This window comes from Enterococcus sp. AZ103 (genome assembly GCF_051714685.1).
Lineage (GTDB): Bacteria > Bacillota > Bacilli > Lactobacillales > Enterococcaceae > Enterococcus_A > Enterococcus_A alishanensis.
The window spans coordinates 530403-545705 of the sequence record NZ_JBIOSI010000001.1; the positions used below are offsets into that span (position 1 = coordinate 530403).

Annotated in this window: 13 protein-coding genes; 2 read left to right on the top strand and 11 right to left on the bottom strand. The window is 37.6% G+C overall.

The window, feature by feature from the left end:
• Positions 1-3 precede the first annotated feature (3 nt).
• The 3 genes from ID741_RS02740 to pth are packed head-to-tail and all read right to left on the bottom strand — an operon-like array spanning position 4 to position 5676.
• Positions 4-1554 carry a putative polysaccharide biosynthesis protein gene (locus ID741_RS02740; protein WP_438720437.1) on the bottom strand — a complete coding sequence of 517 codons (1551 nt, stop codon included), beginning with the start codon at positions 1552-1554 and terminating at the stop codon, positions 4-6.
• A 39-nt stretch (positions 1555-1593) separates the two neighbouring features.
• Positions 1594-5106, bottom strand: a complete 3513-nt coding sequence (gene mfd, locus ID741_RS02745) for a transcription-repair coupling factor (protein WP_438718967.1) — start codon at positions 5104-5106, stop codon at positions 1594-1596.
• A 12-nt stretch (positions 5107-5118) separates the two neighbouring features.
• On the bottom strand, positions 5119-5676 hold the full coding sequence (pth, locus tag ID741_RS02750; protein WP_438718968.1) for an aminoacyl-tRNA hydrolase: 558 nt from the start codon (positions 5674-5676) through the stop codon (positions 5119-5121).
• Positions 5677-5981: 305 nt separating this feature from the next.
• On the opposite strand from pth, the gene ID741_RS02755 reads away from it, so the two are divergent.
• Both ID741_RS02755 and ID741_RS02760 read left to right on the top strand, forming a co-directional pair.
• A complete protein-coding gene (locus ID741_RS02755; RefSeq protein ID WP_218326965.1) occupies positions 5982-6962 on the top strand; it encodes an L-lactate dehydrogenase in 981 nt (326 codons plus the stop codon).
• Positions 6963-7105: 143 nt separating this feature from the next.
• Complete coding sequence (locus tag ID741_RS02760; RefSeq protein WP_438718969.1) at positions 7106-8518, top strand: L,D-transpeptidase family protein; 1413 nt, start codon at positions 7106-7108, stop codon at positions 8516-8518.
• A gap of 92 nt (positions 8519-8610) precedes the next feature.
• On the opposite strand, the gene ID741_RS02765 is transcribed toward ID741_RS02760, so the two are convergent.
• The 8 genes from ID741_RS02765 to rsgA all read right to left on the bottom strand — a co-directional run bounded on the left by ID741_RS02765 (position 8611) and on the right by rsgA (position 15259).
• Positions 8611-9333, bottom strand: coding sequence for a YebC/PmpR family DNA-binding transcriptional regulator (locus ID741_RS02765; RefSeq protein WP_218326967.1), 723 nt, complete (start codon positions 9331-9333; stop codon positions 8611-8613).
• A 68-nt stretch (positions 9334-9401) separates the two neighbouring features.
• Positions 9402-9905, bottom strand: coding sequence for a VanZ family protein (locus ID741_RS02770; RefSeq protein ID WP_218327157.1), 504 nt, complete (start codon positions 9903-9905; stop codon positions 9402-9404).
• An 83-nt stretch (positions 9906-9988) separates the two neighbouring features.
• Complete coding sequence (locus ID741_RS02775) at positions 9989-11335, bottom strand: C40 family peptidase (protein WP_218326968.1); 1347 nt, start codon at positions 11333-11335, stop codon at positions 9989-9991.
• A 228-nt stretch (positions 11336-11563) separates the two neighbouring features.
• The gene (gene mreD / locus ID741_RS02780) at positions 11564-12091 is read right to left on the bottom strand and encodes a rod shape-determining protein MreD (protein ID WP_218326969.1); all 528 of its coding nucleotides are present in this window, start codon (positions 12089-12091) and stop codon (positions 11564-11566) included.
• Entirely contained in the window at positions 12088-12948 is an 861-nt protein-coding gene (mreC, locus tag ID741_RS02785) for a rod shape-determining protein MreC (RefSeq protein WP_218326970.1), read from the bottom strand. Before mreC ends, mreD begins: the two co-directional genes overlap by 4 nt.
• A gap of 135 nt (positions 12949-13083) precedes the next feature.
• Positions 13084-13725 (bottom strand): thiamine diphosphokinase, encoded by a 642-nt coding sequence (locus ID741_RS02790; RefSeq protein ID WP_438718970.1) that lies wholly within the window; start codon positions 13723-13725, stop codon positions 13084-13086.
• Positions 13725-14375 carry a ribulose-phosphate 3-epimerase gene (rpe, locus tag ID741_RS02795; protein ID WP_218326972.1) on the bottom strand — a complete coding sequence of 217 codons (651 nt, stop codon included), beginning with the start codon at positions 14373-14375 and terminating at the stop codon, positions 13725-13727. Before rpe ends, ID741_RS02790 begins: the two co-directional genes overlap by 1 nt.
• Before the next feature lie 5 nt (positions 14376-14380).
• A complete protein-coding gene (gene rsgA, locus ID741_RS02800) occupies positions 14381-15259 on the bottom strand; it encodes a ribosome small subunit-dependent GTPase A (protein ID WP_438720438.1) in 879 nt (292 codons plus the stop codon).
• Positions 15260-15303 lie beyond the last annotated feature (44 nt).

Genomic DNA, 15303 nt, shown 5'->3' on the forward strand with positions numbered 1-15303 from the left:
TTCCTACTTTCTTAAACGTAATCGCAATATTTTTTTACCAAATGGCAACATTAACCATTCACGAATACTCAACAAGTGTAACCGAATCGCTGCAAAAACAAAAGTCCCTCCACCGAGCATCACACCAATTAAGCAAATAATTAAGGTGGCTAGCCGTGATTCAACTTGCCCAAATAATATTTGTAAAACACCATAATAGCCAAATAGGCTAGCTGCCATTAGTAATAAGCAATAAATCAGATGCCGCAAAAAGCCTTGCTGATTTAAGTACTTCAAATTACCTAAAGCTGATTTTTTCTGCAAAAATAGCAGTGCTGCCAATAAACCTAATAAGGTAGCCAAACTAGCACCTGCATTTCCCCAAAGTTTAGTCAGCCAAATAGTCGTTAATAATTTAATCACTAAGCCAATTCCTGCCGCTTGAAAGGAGCTGCTATAAGAATTTTGGGCTTGGGCAATACTTTGATAAGCTTGAATCATCGCCATAAAAAAAATGGCAAAGACAAATATCACTAAAGTTAAATTGCCACGATAATCTTTAAACAATGTGTAATTCACATAAGGCAAAAGTAACGCTAAGCCTAGCGAGGCTGCTGCTGCAATCCCACAAGTCAACCGTAGAAAAGTACCACTGGTTTGTTTAAATTTATTTTTTTCCTCACCAGATAAGTACTTTGTTAATAAGGGTAAAAAACTAGCACTTAAGGCTAAAGCGACTACTAAACCTAATTGAACCAAGGGCTGACCGCGATCATAAATTCCTTTAGCAACTTGTGCAGCATAGTCGGTTAAACCGTGATCAACCAAAGCTTTTTTAACAGTGAAAGAATCAATCAATTGAAACAAGATTAAAAATCCACTGTAAACAGTCATTAATCCCCCTTCAATCGTCATTCGTTTTATTAACTGCCAAGGTGCCGCAGCTTTTTTAAAGCCAATCGCATGACTATTTAATTTTCTTTGATAATAAGCTAAAATCAAACAACCACAAATACCGCCAAAAACTGCTCCCGACATTGCAAAAACACCGGTCTGATAAACATCCCAAGCATATTTTTGAAAACACCAAGCAGCAGCTAAAATAATACTGACCCGAACGATTTGTTCCACCACTTGAGAAATGGCTGTTGGTACCATCTGCAAACGTCCTTGAAAACCGCCACGAGTAATGGACAAATAAGGCATTAATAGAAAAGTAAATGAAACCACTTGAATCAAAGGCGTTAATTGTTGATCACCCATTAGGCTTGCCAACATGGGACTCGTAAAAAAGACCATCGTCCATAAAAAAATCCCTAGACTACTTATAATCGGAAATAATTCTTTTAAAGCAGTTGCTTCATCCTTTATGCTGTTTCTTTCGGCGACATATTTCGAAATAAATTGAGGCAAACCAGATAAGGCTAGTGTCATCGCCAAACCATAAATTGGATAGACTTGTTGATACACATAAAAGCCTACATCCCCTGCTAAGTTTTGGTACGGTACGCGATAAATTGCACTTAAAATCTTGGCGACAAAAGATGCTAACGTCAAAATAAAGGCGCCTTGCATCATATTTTTCATGTCTTTATTCACCAAGGCGACCACCACCTACTCTTTGTACTTTTGTTCTCGTAAAGCTGCGATAAACAAGCCAATTTCCCGTAACCAGACAGCTTGATCCATATTTTTATCAATACTTAATTTAATGACCATCTGCTCTTTTTCAACGCCCAGAGTCGCTTTTAATTTTGTCGCCGAGAGAGCCTCAAAAATTTGTTCAACTTGATAAGCTTTGGTACCTGCTTTACTCAAAGCAATCCGAATCTGATTGTCATTTTTCACGATACTTTCCACCAGTGCCCGGTCGCCGTCCATCTTAATTTGACCAATTGTCAATAAGTGGGCGACCTCATCAGGATAATCTCCAAAACGATCAATCATATCTTCTTCTACTTCATTTAGCATATCGCTACTTTCCAATTCACGAATCCGTTTGTAGATTTCAATTTTTTGTCGTTCGTCTTCAATATAGTCACCAGGAATATACGCATCAATGCCCAAATTAATTTCAACTGAAGTCTTTTCAATTTGAACATTTTTTCCTTGTTTACGACTGACTGCTTCACTGAGCATTTGTGAATACATATCAAAACCAACGGCATCAATAAATCCATGCTGTTGTGCGCCTAATAAATTCCCAGCGCCACGAATCGATAAATCCCGCATGGCGATTTTAAAACCAGAGCCCAACTCAGTAAAGTCTTTAATCGCTTGTAGTCGTTTTTCACTGACTTCATTTAAGACTTTTTGCTGTTCATACATGAAGTAAGCATAAGCTACTCGATTACTCCGTCCTACACGACCACGTAATTGATACAAAGTAGATAAGCCCATATAGTCGGCGTTTTCAACAAACAAGGTATTCACATTAGGGATATCCACACCCGTTTCAATAATCGTCGTCGTCACCAAAATATCATATTGGCCATCGATAAAATCAAGCAAGGTATTTTCTAACTGAACTTCCGTCATCTGTCCATGGGCAAAACTAATTCTGGCATCAGGAACCAACATTTGCAGCTCTTCGACTTTTCGTTCAATTGTTTCCACCCGATTATATAGATAGAATACTTGACCACCACGTGCCAACTCCCGTTCAATCGCTTCTCGAATCGCCCCCGGGTTAAATTCCATTACATATGTTTGGATCGGATAACGATTTTCTGGTGGCGTTTCAATGACAGATAAATCTCTCACACCTAGCATAGACATATGCAAAGTTCGGGGAATTGGCGTAGCTGTTAAAGTTAAAACATCGACTTGAGAGCGTAATTGTTTTAAACGTTCTTTATGTTTTACACCAAAACGTTGCTCCTCATCGACGATTAGTAAGCCTAAATCGGCAAACTGGATATCTTGTGACAACAAACGATGGGTACCAACCACAATATCAATTTGACCTGTGCGTAGTTTTTCAATCGTTTCATTTTGTTGTTTTTTTGTGCGGAACCGACTTAATACAGCAACATTCACTGGGAAATTCTCAAAACGTTCCAGCATGGTTTCATAATGTTGCTGCGCCAAAATCGTTGTGGGCACTAAAAAGGCTACCTGTTTATTTTCTTTGATGGCTTTAAATGCTCCCCGCAAGGCCACCTCAGTTTTACCAAAGCCGACATCTCCTACTAACAAGCGATCCATTGGTCGTTTCTTCTCCATGTCGTGCTTAATTTCGGCACTAGAGCGTAATTGGTCATCGGTTTCGGTATAAGGAAAAGCATCTTCGAATTCCTTTTGATATTCATCATCTGGACCAAAAGCATAGCCAACTTCAGCCTCACGTTTGGCATACAATTCGATTAAATCATCGGCAATATCTTCAATTCGAGCAGAAACCTTACTTTTGGTTTTGCCCCATTCACTGCCACCAAGTTTATTAACTTTTGGCGGTTTTGCTTCAGAAGAAACATATTTTTGGATCAAGTTTAACTGAGTAACTGGAATAAACAATTTATCATCTTTTTGGTAAAGAATCGTCATGTAATCTTGGTGAACGCCATCGATTTCAATTGTCTCCATACCGATATACTTACCAATCCCATGATTAGCATGAACAACAAAATCTCCGGCTTTTAACTCATTATAACTTTTCAAACGCTCTGCATTAGAAATCGTCTGACGGCGTGCCCGTTTTTTTGTTACCTTTTGGAAAATTTCTCTTTCTGTTACGACCACCAGTTTTTCTTGAGGTAATTCAAAACCACTTAAAACAGTTCCTTGCATGATTTGAGTCTGTTCAACTAACAAATCATCTGGTGTCGTTTGAAGGGCTTTGATTTCAACATCATGAAATTCTTGGGTTAATTTTTCTTTACGTTCATCATCGGAAACATAGAAAATTACCGTTTGGCCTTGTTTTTGCCAACGGTCTACCTCAGTTTTTAGTAAGTGCATTTGTCCAAAAAACTGTTGCATCGAACGATATTGAAAATGATGCAATCCTTCAAAACGCAGATTGCCCATTCCTTTTTGAAAGAGTGAGAAGAAAGTGGTCGTCAAGTTTGTTTGCTTTAATAAATCAAGTAAATTCTCACCAAAAACTTGTTCTGAAAACACACGCAATTCAGCAATTTTTTGGGTTTGCCATTCAGCTTCTTCTCGTTCGATTTCACGATTGGTTTCCAATAAGCGGGTATAATCATCCACATAAAGGAAACTTTCTGAATTAAAATAGTCCAATAATGAATTTTTCTTACTATATAATAGGTCAGTATAGAAACGTGCATTTTCTGTTGGAATCCCGTCTTGCCAGCTAGCGATCAGTTGACCATAATAATCACTTAAAAAATCCTTATCATTTTGATCTTTCGTAACTACTAAGCGGTTCGATAACAACTGATTAACTTTTTCAGCGCCTTGCTTCAAATCTTCATCTGAAAAAACCAATTCCGTTGTCGGTGCAATCAAGACTTCTTGTAAATTCTCCACTGAACGTTGTGTATCAGCTTCAAAATATCTCAAGGAATCTATTTCCACATCAAATAACTCAACACGAACAGGGTATTCGGTAGTTAACGGGTAAATATCAATAATACTTCCCCGCATACTGAATTCACCGGGTTTTCCAACCATACTTTGACGTTCGTAACCCATTAAAACCAATTTTTGCGGTAAATTTTCTAAGTCAATTTCACTACCAATTTCCCATTTAAGCTGGCTAGCTTGCCAAGTTTCTGGGGTGGGTAAATATTTCCGCAAGGCAGCAGCTGGCACAATATAAATACCCTTTTCTTGCTGACTTAATGCCGTTAGGGTTGCCACCCTTTCACTTCGAGCTTCTGGTGAAGCAAAAGCCATCTCAGCTGACAACACTTCATCCACTGGGAAAACATGAACATCCTCAGTCAATTGGCGTAATTCTTCCGCCAATTGACCGCTGTAATACAAGTTAGGCACAACAATTATTATTTGATTTTGGAAAGTTTGAAAACTTCCTGCCATTACTAAAGCTTTAGCTGAACCAGACAATCCAGTGACTAATTGACGTTTGGCTTTTGCGGCTAATTGTTGTTGCCACTCTTTAACCAAAGAACTTTGATTAATAAATTCTACTATATTCATAAAAGGACTCTCCTAGTTAAAACGATTCATCGTTTGGACGAAGTCGTCAGTCTCTATGTAATCTTCAATTGCTTCTTTAGCCCGCATAACTGTATCAGTGATAATAGCTGTTTCTTCATTATTAAAAGAGCTTAATACATGATTGACAACTGTCTTATTATTCGACCGTCCAATTCCAATTTTCACTCGATCAAAAACAGATGTCCCTAAATGAGAAATTATACTTTTTAAACCATTATGTCCACCGGCACTACCTTTTTGACGCAAGCGTAATTTTCCTAAAGCCAAATCCAAGTCATCTGATACAACCACCAACTCTTCTGGATAAACACCAAAGTACGTCATCAACGGTCCCACCGCACGACCAGATTCATTCATAAAGGTTTGCGGCTTCACCAATAAAATCTTTTCACCATTAATAAAAAAGTCAGCTACTTCTGCTTTAAAAGTATTCTTTTTAAAAGTTGCACCATGAGATTTAGCTAATTCATCTACCACCATAAAACCCACATTGTGTTTGGTATTTTCATATTTCCTACCAGGATTTCCTAATCCAACAATCATTTTCATTTATTTTTCCTCACTATCTTAAACATGACAAAAGGCTGGATAATCAAAATGATTATCCAGTCTACTGGTTCATTATAGCACAAACTGCCACTTTTTGACGGTAAACGCTCCTGCTAAAATAGGTTTTTTTTACTAGATTTTCCAAAAACTTTATAATTCTTCTATCCCTTTTAATCGATACTAAAACGGTTTCTTATGAAACAGCAAAAAAAACTGTACTAATTGATGTGTTATTACGTGACAAATTTCATAAACTAGTGTTATTATCACACCAGTGAAAAGTTTATTTGAAGGGATTGGTCTAAATGACTGCCAACACAGTTAAAAAAGCACATCAAAAAGTGATCTTAGTAGGGGATGGCGCTGTCGGGTCAAGTTATGCGTTTGCTTTAGTCAACCAAAACATCGCACAAGAAATTGGCATTATTGATATTGATAAAAACCGCACAGAAGGAGATGCTATTGATTTATCACATGCATTAGCTTTTACTTCTCCTAAAAAAATATATTCAGCAAGTTATGCTGATGCCCATGATGCCGATTTAGTTGTCATCACAGCTGGCGCGCCACAAAAACCAGGTGAAACTCGTTTGGATTTAGTAAACAAAAATTTACGGATCAACAAAGGTATTGTAGAACAAATTGTTGCTTCAGGTTTTGACGGTATCTTCTTAGTTGCCGCAAATCCAGTCGACATTTTAACTTATGCCACTTGGAAATTCTCAGGTTTTCCTAAAGAACGCGTAATCGGTTCTGGTACTTCATTAGATACTGCTCGTTTCCGTCAAGCCATTGCTGAATTAGTCGACGTGGATGCACGTAACGTCCATGCTTACATTTTAGGTGAACATGGTGATTCAGAATTCCCAGTTTGGTCACACGCAAATGTTGCCGGCTTGCAAATTTACGAATGGATTAAAGACAATCCAGAAGTTAATGAAGAAGAATTAGTCAACCTATTCTTTGGTGTTCGAGATGCAGCTTACGAAATTATCGAGAAAAAAGGCGCAACTTTTTATGGAATCGCCGTAGCTTTGGCAAGAATTACTCGCGCTATCTTAAATGATGAAAATGCAGTTTTCCCATTGTCTGTTTATTTAGAAGGGCAATATGGACAAAATGATATCTTTATCGGAGCTCCCGCTGTTGTTAACGCCAAAGGAATCCAAAATATCATTGATGTACCATTAACTGATTCTGAACAAGAAAAAATGGATGCTTCGGCAAAACAATTAAAAGAAATCATGGATAAAGCTTTCGCTGATTTAGAAAATGAAAGTAAATAAATGAAGCTATTAGAAACTGTTGAGAAAATTCTCAACAGTTTTTTTAAATTTTACATTTAATTCAGACAGATGGCTCGCTTTTTCATATCAATATGTTATAGTAAATTGCGTACATATCTTTTTAGAATAAGGAGTTATTTCTAATGAGCCGAGCAGAAAAAAGAAAAAATTCAAGAGGCAAAAAAGGACTAATCATTGGATTAGGTTTAGTAGCCGTTGTGATTGTTGGTGGTTACTCCATTCGCAGCGTCCATTATAGTCAAAGATTTTTACCTAATACTGAAGCTAGTGGCGTTGATATCAGCAATTTAACTGTTGACGAAGCCAATCAAAAATTAGAAAAAGAACTTTCTGATACAGCTTTCATGATCAAAATTGATGGTAAAAATTGGAAAGAAATTAACCGTGACGATGTTGGTTGGAAATCTGATTATACTTCTGATTTGCAAAATATTAAATCAGAACAAAATCCATTTTCATGGGGCACTCAATTGGTTTCAGCGGCTAGTACCACTGATCTAGAAAATACAACAGTAGATTCTGATCAATTAAATGCCGTTGCTGCAGTAGTTAGAAATGATATACAAGCAACGAATGAAAGCCGCACACCCTCGACTGATGCAACCATCAATCAAAACGATAGTGGTGACTTTGAAATTGTTGCCGAAAAACAAGGAACCCAGATCGATGTAGATAAGGCTGCCAAAGCTTTCGAAAGTGCCGTTGAATCTGGAAAATCAACTATTGATTTTTCAAATTACTATACCAAGCCAGCTGTTACTAGCAATTCAACTAAGTTAAAGAATACTTTATCTAGCATTGATAAAATTGCTAATGTCAAAGCAACTTACAGCATCAATGGAGAATCGATTCAGATACCGTCAGAATCAATTAAAAGTTGGTTAACTACTGATGAAGCTGGTAACGCAACATTGGATCAAGAACAAGTCACAAACTATGTCACAGAATTAGGCAACAAATATAACACTAGTACGAACCCAACTAAATTTACTAGCACTAGACGTGGCGAAGTAGAAGTCCCGGCTGGAACTTACGGTTGGACGATTGATACAGAAGCAGAAGTAACTGCTTTAACTGATCAAATTTTAGCAGGCGAAAGCTTCACTCGTTCACCAAAAACAAATGGTTCGACAACCGCTGATCATAAATTAATTGACAACACTTATGTTGAAGTCGATTTAGAAAATCAGCACATGTGGTTCTATCAAAATGGTGAATTAAAACTTGAAACTGATATTGTCAGCGGAAAACCAACCACACCAACTCCTGCAGGTGTAAATTATATTTGGAGCATGGAAACCAATACAACTCTACGAGGCACAAATGATGATGGCAGTAAATATGCCAGCCCAGTAAGTTATTGGATGCCAATTGATTGGACCGGTGTTGGTATTCACGATTCAGACTGGCAAAGTGCTTACGGTGGTAGCCGTTGGTTAACTTACGGATCTCACGGTTGTATTAATACCCCACCAGGTGTAATGAGCCAATTATTCGGGATGGTTTCTGTCGGTGTACCAGTCTTAGTCTTTTAAAAATAAACGCTTAGTCCATTGTGACTAGGCGTTTTTTATTGCTGCAAAACACAATAAAAGGACTGATCAACGACCAATCCCTTTTGCCTTATTTATTCTGCTGAAGTAAAGACCTCTGACACATCATCGTCATCTTCCAGTTTATCAATTAATTGTTCGAGTTTTTCTTTTTGCGCAGTTTCTAAAGCAACTGTCGTTTGCGGCACCATTGTTAATTCTGCTTGTGCCAAAGTTAAACCGTCAGCTTCCAACTGATCGCGCACAGTCGTAAAGTCTTCAGGTGTTGTATAAATTTCAAAAACCTCTGGCGATACTTCCAAATCTTCCCCACCAGCTTCTAACACATCTTCAAACATTTGATCTTCATCAATAGCTAGTCCCTCACGCTCAATCACAATATATCCTTTTCGATCAAACATATAACTAACCGAACCCGTTTCACCTAAATTGCCACCATTTCTGGTGAAAGCTACTCGTACATTGGTTCCGGTCCGATTACGATTATCTGTCAAAGTGTGAACTAAGACGGCTACACCTCCAGGTCCATAACCTTCATAAGTAATTTCGTCATAATTTTCATTATCGCCAGCAGAAGAAGCTTTTTTTATTGCACGATTAACATTATCGTTTGGCATATTCGCCGCTTTAGCTTTATCCATTACCAATCTTAATGAGGGATTATCGGACGGATCAGGACCACCAGCTTTGGCAGCCATATAAATTTCTCGCGATATTTTTTGGAAAATCTTCCCTCTTTTGGCATCTTGTGCATTTTTTCGCCCTTGAATATTGTGCCATTTGCTATGTCCTGACATACTTCATTCCTCCTAAATTATTCATCTTAATAATTGTCTCGCGAACCAGCATTTCCGTCAAGAATAAATCATTTTCTTCGTTGTTTGAAAGATAATATTATCGTAAGAATGACCGTTGCTGTTAATGCACCCACCGCATCCAGCATAACATCTTGAAATAATGGTGTTCGTCCACCAGTTAGCATTTGGTGAAATTCATCTGTTGCTGCATATCCAGTAGCTGCCAATGTAGCAAAAATCAGACTTAAGCCCTTAGCGGAATTTTTCAAATTTGGATATAATCCTAAATATAAGCTACCACCTAATACAAAATAAGTGAAAAAATGCGCGCCTTTTCGAATGAAAAATTCGATAAATTTACTATAACCTTGTGCCTGAATACTTACTTCGCTATCTCCGTACTGAAATGCAATTTGGCTCAGTTGAGTTTTAAAAGGTTGCGTAGTTAAAAATTGCTGAATCGTCGATACTTGACTTTGTTCTTGATAAGTCATCGATGAACTATAAAATAAAATTATCATTACTGCTAAAGCAACAACAAAATAAAGTCGCCCATTACGATGGTTTTTTATAAATAATTCCTTCACTTGATACTCCTTCTAAGATACAAAAAAACTGAGCCAAGAAGACTTGGCCCAGTTTGTATAGTTTTGAATTAACCTAAAACATTCACAGCAAAGCTTGGTGCATAATAAGCAGTGCTTCCGATTGTTACGCTTTCGCCTGGTTGAGGTGCATGGATATATTGTCCTCCACCTAATGCGATTGCTACGTGGTAAGAACCACCTTGGCTACCCCAGAAATATAAATCTCCCGGTTGAGCAGCACCTACTGAGATAACTGTTCCAGCTGATTCTTGAGGAACTGTCCAGCCACCGATACTCATGCCAACTTGTGCAAATACGTAAGAAGTGAAACCTGAGCAGTCAAATCCTGAAGGAGTTTTTCCGCCCCATACATAAGGAACACCGATATATTGTTGTGCAATTGAAGTAATTGATGCGCGTGATGCACTTGCTCCAGTACTTGGTGCTGGTGTAGGAGTTGTTGGTGCTGGCGTTTCAACTACAGGTGTTTCTACTGCTGGTGTTTCAACTACAGGCGTTTCTGTAGTATTTGTATTGTCATTGCTTACTTCTGGTGTTGAAGGTTCAGTCACACTCGGTGTAGTTGGTTCAGTTACACTTGGTGTTGTTACTTCAGTTGCTGGTGCTTCAGTTGTAACAGAAGTAGAGCTTTCACTTGATGCTTGTTGTTGTGCTGCTTCAGCTGCTGCTTGCGCATTTGCTGCCGCTTGTTGTTCTGCTGCAACTTGTTGTTGCTCAGCAACTGCTGCTTGTTGTTCTGTTTGTAGGCTTGCTTTTTCATCTTCTGCTGTTGCTTGATCAGCAGCATAAGTTGTTTGTTGTACTTTCAAATCAGCTTGCGCTGAGATTAAGTTACCTTTTTGTTGTTCTAATTCAGCTTGGTTAGCTTGAATTTGTTGTAATTGTTGTTCGTTTTCAGCTTGCTTTTGTTGAACTGCTTCTTTATCCGCTTTTTGTTGTTCAACTAAATCATTGTTCGCTTTAACAATTGTTGTCATCGCTTGAATGCGACCAACAGCATCTGAGAATGATTCTGCATTTAATACCACGTCAACTACATTTGTAGAATTTTGTCTTACTTGGACTTGACGTGCTTGTTTTTGGATCATTGCAGAACGTTTGTCAATGCGCTCTTGTAAAGTAGTAATTTGGTCTTGCAAGTCTTGAGAATTTGCTTGCAATTCTGATTGTTGGGCTAATAAATCTTGTGCCTTTGTATTAATGTCTGCAACGTCTGATTCTAATGAACTGATTTGAGACTGAGCGTCAGTCTGTTGGTTTTGTAAACTAGAGATTTTTGAATCTTGATCGGCTATTTTACTATCAAATTCATCGGCTGAAGCTGCATATGGAGCTGCTAGGGCACTTAATGTTACTGTAGTTAGCATTAATGCTGATAACAAACTTTTTTTCACTTTATAAATCCTCCGACTACTGTTTAAGTTTTTTATTTTTGAATTTTATTAGACTTTTTTTCTAACACAATGCAAAGGATACCACAGCTTTGTGTCATAGAGATAATAGCTTTGTTACAAAAGTGTTTCATTTCAAATATAAATTGTTGAGGGTTTGTCACAATAAAAAAAACAAAGGATTGCCCTTTGTTTTTTTCTCTTCATACGATTTGATCAATGACTGCTAAATCAGAAATTGGCATCCTCGTCTGGGTTATTTAAAATCGCTTCGATTGGAATAATTACAATAATAAAAACCACAATGTTGGCAATCAAACTTGGCCACAAATTTTGAGTAATAAAGTACAACAGATTCACTGAGACCAACCTAAAAACTAGCTGCAGCAATAACAACGCCACATTCCAAATTGTCACAAAAATAATCATACCAAAAAACATGGTAAAAATATTTTGATGAATTATCTTGCCAAATTTATACATTAACCAAACAATAAGTGGCATCACAGCCGCATAAATACCAATCATACCTGTGTAATAAATATCGATAATCATTCCGATAACAATCATAGTAATGATTAAAAATTGTTCGTTGACTAATTTAGAAATAACTAATAAAAAAACCAAGGTAAGATGAACACTTACTAAATAGCGGTTATCAAAAAAACTAGCTATTACTGATGAGATATGGGCATCTAGCAGTAGTGAGAGAAATAAAATGAATGGAGCTAAAATTTTTACTTTGTCTTGTCGAATCATTCGCTAGCATCCACCGATCGTTGAATAATTGTCACTACTGAAAAATCAAACATATCGGCATAAGGTTTGATATAAATTTCTTTTGCCAAACCATAACCAGTCGTTTTGACTTCGGTTACTTCACCAATTGGCAAGTTCGCTGGCGAGTTACCTCCCAAACCTGACGTTTGCACGATATCCCCTTTTTTAATATCAGAAGTTTCTGTTAAGTCATCAGCGATCAACTCTTGTTTTTTCTTACGATAGCCAGACAAAACTCCATAACTATCACCATCATCCGTTGAAATTTTAACTGGGAAACGATTGACGTCATTGCTGTCAGTCGTTAACAACTCCACTTTAGAAGAATTTGCACTAGCTTCTACTACTCTTCCTACTAGTCCCGCTTGAGACATTACCGCCATATCTTTTTCAATACCATCGGTGGTTCCTTTATCCACCACCAAATTATCTTGCCACGAATTTGGTGAGCGGGTAATGACATTGGCAGTTACTTTATCGTAATCGCTCAAAGTTTCGTTTAATTCTAATTCATCTTGTAATTGACTAATTTCTTTTTCTTGGTTCTTATTACGCTGTTCTAATTCTTCGTATTCATCAATTTTTTCTTTTAAACGTTGATTTTCAGTATATGTTTCAGTCAAGTTTGAGACTGTGTCGATTCCCTCAACAATCCAACGACCAGGCGCAGAGATAACTTTATCGACCGCACCGACGATGTCATTGACACCAGATTGGAGCACATTTGTTTTAGAACTTTTCGAGCGCGAATACGCCGTCAAGCTTACTGTTGCAATCACCACGATGATAATGATCAAGATGATGATGATATTTTTATTTGGATTGAACTTTTTCACGTAGGCACCTCAAGATATTATAAATATAGATTAAATTTTACCACTAAATTAGGCTTAACTAAAGGATTGACAGTCGCCTTTAAAGAATTTTATTATCTCAAAAAATAAAAAAAGATTGAGCAAAAATTCTCAATCTTACGCGTCTTTATTTTGGGTGATCGCCACAATTCCACTAGTAAATGAAACCGTTGCGGGTTTTCCAATAAATTCGTTGCTTCCTAAACTGATCGGAATGGCAAAATTAGTTTGAGTCAAAGTATATTTGGCCTCATTGATTATTAAATTATCAACAGCAGTCAAACAAATAATACCTAGATATTTGGTTTCAGGTAATTGCTGAATCAAATGTTCGCCTGGCGGTAAATAAGAAAAATGATTTTGTTTATCTTGAATGACTAATTGTTGTAGAAACGGAAAAAAGCGTGGTTCCAATCCTAACCACAAATTCGACAACAGATGATCTAAGCGGCCACCCGTTGCGCCGATTAATTTAATTTTAGCGTTTGGAAATTTTTCAAAAACCTTGCTCACAGCTAATTGCGTATCCGTTTCATCTTTTTCTGCCGGCGAAGTAAGAATCTCTTTGGCTTGCGCAAATACAAACCCCTGCTCTTCTTCGGTCAGTGAGTCGAAATCACCAATTGTTAGATCAGGAATGATATTTCGCTCTAGTAAAAATAAATTTCCGCGGTCAATTCCTACAACATAATCAAACCCATCAACGGAAAAAGCTGGCCAGTCTTCCGGACTTCCGCCAGCTACTAATAACACATTCATTACTGAATCACTTCTCTTAAATCATCAATCGCTTTTTTAATATCTTTAGCGCCGTAGATGTAAGAACCTGCTACAAAAACATCGGCGCCCGCTTGGCGACAAAGTTTTGCTTCTTCTACTTTGATGCCACCATCGACTTCGATTTCATAATGATAACCTTGTTCTTTTCGCAACGCCGCTAATTCGGCAATTTTATCTAATTGATTTTCAATAAAGCCTTGACCACCAAACCCTGGGTTAACAGTCATAACTAAAACTTGATCACAGTCAGCCAAAACGTATTTTACATCTTCCACTGGTGTACCTGGATTCAGCACTACTCCTGATTTAACACCAGCTTGTTTAATCATTTGAACAGCGCGGTGTAAATGAGGTGTTGCTTCTGCATGCACCATGATAATATCTGATCCTGCTTTAGCGAAATCCTCAATATATTTTTCTGGATCGCTGATCATTAGGTGGACATCCAATGGTAATTTGGTAATTGGGCGTAACGCTGCAACCACGCTAGGACCAAAAGTAATATTCGGTACAAAATGACCGTCCATTACGTCGACATGAATATAATCCACACCATAACCTTCCACAAGTTTTACATCTTCTCCCAATTTGGCAAAATCCGCGCTTAAAATCGATGGTGCAATTTTCATAATACCTACTCCTTTTTCTTTTTATATACTGGACGTCGTTTTTCGATGTCCTGTAAAAATTGTAAATAATTATCATAACGAGATTGGGCAATTTCCCCCTGCTCTACTTCGGCTTTGACCGCACAACCTGGCTCTTTCACATGACGACATTCTCTAAACCGGCAATTGACAGAGGCTCGCACAAATTCAGGAAATTCTTTAGGTAAAGTTTCAGAGGTTAAATCCAAAAACTCAATCGAGCTAAATCCCGGTGTGTCAGCTACTAAGCCACTAAATATAGCTAGTAACTCAACATGTCGAGTAGTGTGTTTACCCCGTCCCAGCGCTTCCGAAATTTCTCCAGTAGCCAAATCTAACTCGGGCACCAATTCATTTAAAAGAGTTGATTTTCCAGCACCTGATTGACCCATAAAAACTGTCAGTTTATTTTTAAATAACGATATTAATTTATCTTTTTCATCTAGCCCCGCGATTACAGAGTAACCAATGCCTTGATAGAGTTGCTTAATTTGATTAACTAATGGCTGATCTTTAGCCAAATCAACTTTTGATAAATATATAACTGGTTCGATATTTTTTTCCTCTAAGGTGACTAAAAAACGATCCAGTAAATTATAAGAAAAATTCGGTTCAACTAAACTAATAACTACGACACCCAAATCAACATTTGCCACTGGTGGTCTGACTAATTCATTTTTTCGCGGTAAAAGTTCCAGCAAATATCCCTCACTGTTTTTTTCACTACTAAAAACAACTTCATCACCAACCAGCGGTGTCAGCTTTCTTTTTCGGAAATTTCCTCGACCTCGCGTTTGATAAGTTTGACCATTACTGTATACATAATAAAAACCACTTAGCGCTTTGCGAATCTGTCCTTCGATGATATCGCCTCCGTTCTTTTCACTTCGTATTGTATCATAGTTTGTTG

Excerpts from the sequence above, each read along its gene's own strand:
- ID741_RS02740 (WP_438720437.1), bottom strand. The coding sequence starts at position 1,554 with ATGCAAGGCGCCTTTATTTTGACGTTAGCATCTTTTGTCGCCAAGATT.
- mfd (WP_438718967.1), bottom strand. The coding sequence starts at position 5,106 with ATGAATATAGTAGAATTTATTAATCAAAGTTCTTTGGTTAAAGAGTGG.
- pth (WP_438718968.1), bottom strand. The coding sequence starts at position 5,676 with ATGAAAATGATTGTTGGATTAGGAAATCCTGGTAGGAAATATGAAAAT.
- ID741_RS02755 (WP_218326965.1), top strand. The coding sequence starts at position 5,982 with ATGACTGCCAACACAGTTAAAAAAGCACATCAAAAAGTGATCTTAGTA.
- ID741_RS02760 (WP_438718969.1), top strand. The coding sequence starts at position 7,106 with ATGAGCCGAGCAGAAAAAAGAAAAAATTCAAGAGGCAAAAAAGGACTA.
- ID741_RS02765 (WP_218326967.1), bottom strand. The coding sequence starts at position 9,333 with ATGTCAGGACATAGCAAATGGCACAATATTCAAGGGCGAAAAAATGCA.
- mreD (WP_218326969.1), bottom strand. The coding sequence starts at position 12,091 with ATGATTCGACAAGACAAAGTAAAAATTTTAGCTCCATTCATTTTATTT.
- ID741_RS02790 (WP_438718970.1), bottom strand. The coding sequence starts at position 13,725 with ATGAATGTGTTATTAGTAGCTGGCGGAAGTCCGGAAGACTGGCCAGCT.
- rpe (WP_218326972.1), bottom strand. The coding sequence starts at position 14,375 with ATGAAAATTGCACCATCGATTTTAAGCGCGGATTTTGCCAAATTGGGA.